The sequence below is a fragment of the Bacteroides sp. CAG:633 genome, from assembly GCF_000435115.1.
Taxonomy (GTDB): Bacteria; Bacteroidota; Bacteroidia; order Bacteroidales; family Bacteroidaceae; genus Bacteroides; species Bacteroides ndongoniae.
In genome coordinates this window covers 951-5,015 of record NZ_FR883061.1, presented here as the reverse complement: position 1 = coordinate 5,015, position 4,065 = coordinate 951, and the positions used below count along the sequence as shown (strand labels likewise).

Below are 4,065 nucleotides of genomic sequence, written 5' to 3'. Positions count from 1 at the left end.
CAGCCTCTTCTACGACCAGTTGCCGAAGACCGGCATCGGCTCTAAGGCGCTGGAACGGGTATTGCGTAAGTTGGGGCAGCGGAAGGCGAAGTCGGGCAAATACACCATGGTGCTGGACCCCATGACTTCGGGCAGTCTGCTTAGCCCGATGCTCAGTGCCCTCTATGGCTCGTCGTTGCAGCAGAAGAACTCGTTCCTGCTCGACAAGCTGAACCAGCAGGTAGGCTCCACGAAGCTGACGCTGAAGGACGAACCCCATCTGATAGGAGCCAACGGTGCCCGCTACTTCGACTCGGAAGGTGTGGCCACTGAACCGCGCTTCATTTTCGACAAGGGTGTACTGAAGACTTACTTCATCGATACTTACAACGCCAAGAAGATGGGCGTGGCACCTACCATCAGTTCGCCGTCGCTGCTGATTCTGGAGCCGGGCAACAAGGACCTGAACGGACTGGTGGCCGACGTACAGAACGGTATCCTGGTGACGGGACTGAACGGCGGAAACAGCAACAGCAGCTCGGGCGACTTCTCGTACGGTATCGAAGGTTTCCTGATCGAGAACGGCAAGCTGACGCAACCCGTCAACGAAATGAACGTCACGGGCAACATGGTGCAGCTGTGGAGCTCGCTGGTCGAGGTGGGCAACGATGCCATGCTGAACCGTTCGTGGCGCATCCCTTCGCTGGTATTCGACGGCATCAGCTTCAGCGGACTGTAACGGACAGCGTCCGCTGGGCTTCACACTCGTATACGGGCTAATGGCCCGAAAGGGCGTTCGGTAAGTTCGCCTGCACACAGAGAGGGTGTGTCAGATTAAGATGATATCTCTTAATGCTGGCACACCCTCTCTCTTTTTTTGTTTTCTTCTGCGGAGCGTCGCTCTACAGCAACCCCAACAACTCAAGCAGCGTCGGCGTGAACAGGGCGGTGAAGATGCCGTTCAGCGTCAGGGCCAGGCTGGCGAAGGCGCCGTACTTGCGGCTGACGTCCATCGCGGCCGAGGTGCCTACGGCGTGTGCGGCGGCTCCCATCGAAAGGCCTTGCGCCATGGGACTTTGCACGCCCGTCAGACGCATCATCCGGAAACCGAGGATGCCGCCCAGCAGACCTACACAGACAACGACGGCTGCCGTCAGCGAGGGGATGCCACCCAGCGACTTGGCCACCTCCATGGCGATGGGGGTAGTGACGGACTTGGGCGCCAGCGAGTAGATGATTTCGTTCGAGGCACCCATCAGTTTGGCAATGAGCACGACGGACACGACGCCCACCACGCATCCGGCCAGCTGCGACAGGATGATGGGCAGAATCTGCTTCTTGATGGTCTCTAATTGCAGGTATAGGGGCACGCCTAAGGCCACGACGGCCGGCTTCAGCCAGAACTCGATGAGGTGGCCCGCCTCGTTGTAGGTGGAGTATTCGATGTGTGCCATCTTCAGGAAGATGATGAGCACGGCAATGGTAATCAGGATGGGGTTGAGCAGCATGATGCCGGTCTTCTTCTGCAACAGCTTCGACAGGAAGAAGACGCCGAAGGTGACGGCCAACAGGAAAAAGTTGTTTTCGAGATAATTCATTTCTGTTTACGGGTTAAGGGATGACGATGGAAATAACGGTGCAGAAGCTGGTGTACCCAGCCGGTCGAGACAAGTACCAGGGCGGTACTGGCTACCGTAGCAATGACGATGGGCCAGAACTCGGCGGCGATGACGTCGAAGTAGAGCATCAGTGCCACGCCGGGCGGCACGAAGAAAAATCCCAGATTGGCTACCAGAAAGTCGGACATGCCCTGCACCCAGTGCAGCTTGATCCAACCCAGTTTCAGGAAGAGGGTGAGCAGCAGCATCCCGATGATGCTGGACGGCAGTTTGACGCCCGTCAGCCAGACAATCAGTTCACCCAAGGCAAGGCATCCGAAGAGGATGGCGCATTGACGAATCATAATACTGTTAAGCTAAAAAAAAGTAATACCTTATTGTACATTTCGCTCCGGCGGAGTCGCTCCCCGTCGGGCGTTTATACTGAAAACGGCTGCAAAGGTAGCGATTCTATCGGTCGGTTGTGCCGTCGGGAGGGGAAAAAGTTATCGTTTGTGGCGCACTTGTGTGGCTCGCGAGAGACACTTGCACGGCTCGCGAGAGACACTTGCATGGCTCACGAGCGACACCTGCACGGCTCGCGCCCCCGAAGCGCGGTCGTCGGCCGTCGGCGGCTTGTGTTAAATTTTCCAATATTTGACGTTTCTCCCGTAAAATAGCCTCGAATTGCAATGTTGATGTTGCAAAATTGTGTAATTTTGCAGCGTGAATTACACAGATTACTTCCGGTTATTCTTATACACTATATATTATCATGCAAAGATTAATTAACGAAATCGTTGAGCGCGCCAAAGCAAACCGCCAACGCATTGTTCTTCCCGAAGGAACCGAAGAACGCACCTTGAAAGCTGCCAACCAGATTTTGACAGACGGAGTAGCCGACCTGATTCTGCTGGGTAACCCGGCCGAAATCGAAGCCTGCGCCAAAGAGTGGGGCTTGGGCAACATCGGTAAAGCCACCATCATCGACCCCGCAAACCATCCTAAGATGGAAGAGTACGCACAGTTGCTCTGCGAACTGCGCAAGAAGAAAGGCATGACCATCGAAGAAGCCCGCAAGCTGGTGCTCGACCCGCTCTACCTGGGCTGCCTCATGATAAAGAATGGCGACGCCGACGGTCAGCTGGCCGGTGCTCGCAACACGACGGGCGACGTACTGCGTCCTGCCCTGCAGATCATCAAGACCGCTCCGGGCATCACCTGCGTATCGGGCGCCATGCTGTTGCTCACTCACGCTCCCGAATACGGTAAGAACGGTGTCCTCGTCATGGGCGACGTAGCCGTAACACCCGTGCCCGATGCCGGACAGCTGGCACAGATTGCCGTCTGCACCGCACGCACCGCACGCGCCGTTGCCGGACTCGATCCGAAAGTGGCCATGCTGAGCTTCTCGACCAAAGGTTCGGCCAAGCACGAAGTAGTAGACAAGGTAGTCGAGGCTCTGAAGATAGCCAAAGAAATGGCTCCCGACATCGCCATCGACGGCGAATTGCAGGCCGATGCCGCCCTCGTGCCCGAAGTAGGTGCCAGCAAGGCTCCGGGTTCGTCCATCGCCGGACATGCCAACGTACTCGTTGTGCCCAGCCTCGAAGTAGGTAACATCTCCTACAAGCTCGTTCAGCGTCTGGGTCATGCCGACGCCGTAGGTCCCATCCTGCAAGGTATCGCACGCCCTGTGAACGACCTGTCGCGCGGATGCTCTATCGAGGACGTTTACCGCATGATCGCCATCACTGCCAACCAGGCCATCGCAGCCAAGGAAGGCAAGTAATTACGGTTTGCTGACGCGGATTGGCGCGGCGTTCAACCGCCCATCCGTTATTCATTTTTAATTTTTAATTCTTAATTCTTTATGAAAATCTTAGTTCTGAACTGCGGAAGTTCATCCATCAAATATAAGCTGTTCGACATGGACAGCAAGTCGGTTATCGCACAGGGCGGTATCGAGAAAATCGGCTTGCCCGACTCGTTCCTGAAGCTGACTTTGCCCAACGGCGAAAAGAAGATTCTGGAGAAAAACATCCCCGAACACACCGTAGGCGTAGAGTTCATCCTCAACACGCTGACCAGCCCCGAGTACGGAGCCATCAAGTCGCTCGACGAAATCAATGCCGTAGGCCACCGCATGGTGCACGGCGGCGAAAAGTTCAGCAAGTCGGTACTGCTGACGAAGGAAGTGCTCGATGCCTTCACTGCCTGCAACGACCTGGCTCCGCTGCACAACCCCGCCAACCTGAAAGGCGTTCATGCCATCGAAGCCATCCTGCCCAACGTGCCGCAGATTGGCGTCTTCGACACCGCCTTCCATCAGACCATGCCCGACTACGCCTACATGTACGCCGTTCCCTACGAACTGTACCAGAAGTACGGCGTGCGTCGCTACGGCTTCCACGGAACCTCACACCGCTACGTATCGCAGCGCGTATGCGAGTTCCTGGGCGTGAAACCCGAAGGCTTGCGCATCATC

Annotated in this window: 4 protein-coding genes and 1 pseudogene (1 of these 5 cut by a window edge); 3 read left to right on the top strand and 2 right to left on the bottom strand. The window is 56.3% G+C overall.

Annotation, left to right across the window (positions count from 1 at the left end; all coding sequences use genetic code 11):
* Positions 1–718: metallopeptidase TldD-related protein (locus tag QVP67_RS07590; RefSeq protein ID WP_288180008.1), on the top strand; the 718-nt coding region annotated here is incomplete at its 5' end.
* Positions 719–881: 163 nt separating this feature from the next.
* Here QVP67_RS07590 and QVP67_RS07585 read toward each other — a convergent pair.
* The gene (locus QVP67_RS07585) at positions 882–1,577 is read right to left on the bottom strand and encodes an LrgB family protein (RefSeq protein WP_022162972.1); all 696 of its coding nucleotides are present in this window, start codon (positions 1,575–1,577) and stop codon (positions 882–884) included.
* The gene (locus QVP67_RS07580) at positions 1,574–1,942 is read right to left on the bottom strand and encodes a CidA/LrgA family protein (protein ID WP_022162971.1); all 369 of its coding nucleotides are present in this window, start codon (positions 1,940–1,942) and stop codon (positions 1,574–1,576) included. The genes QVP67_RS07585 and QVP67_RS07580 overlap by 4 nt, the downstream gene beginning before the upstream one ends.
* Before the next feature lie 410 nt (positions 1,943–2,352).
* Between QVP67_RS07580 and pta the strand changes: the two genes are divergently transcribed.
* Both pta and QVP67_RS07570 read left to right on the top strand, forming a co-directional pair.
* Complete coding sequence (gene pta / locus QVP67_RS07575; RefSeq protein WP_022162970.1) at positions 2,353–3,369, top strand: phosphate acetyltransferase; 1,017 nt, start codon at positions 2,353–2,355, stop codon at positions 3,367–3,369.
* A gap of 81 nt (positions 3,370–3,450) precedes the next feature.
* Positions 3,451–4,065, top strand: a pseudogene (locus tag QVP67_RS07570) (acetate kinase) (it continues 611 nt past the right edge of the window).

Excerpts from the sequence above, each read along its gene's own strand:
- QVP67_RS07585 (WP_022162972.1), bottom strand. The coding sequence starts at position 1,577 with ATGAATTATCTCGAAAACAACTTTTTCCTGTTGGCCGTCACCTTCGGC.
- QVP67_RS07580 (WP_022162971.1), bottom strand. The coding sequence starts at position 1,942 with ATGATTCGTCAATGCGCCATCCTCTTCGGATGCCTTGCCTTGGGTGAA.
- pta (WP_022162970.1), top strand. The coding sequence starts at position 2,353 with ATGCAAAGATTAATTAACGAAATCGTTGAGCGCGCCAAAGCAAACCGC.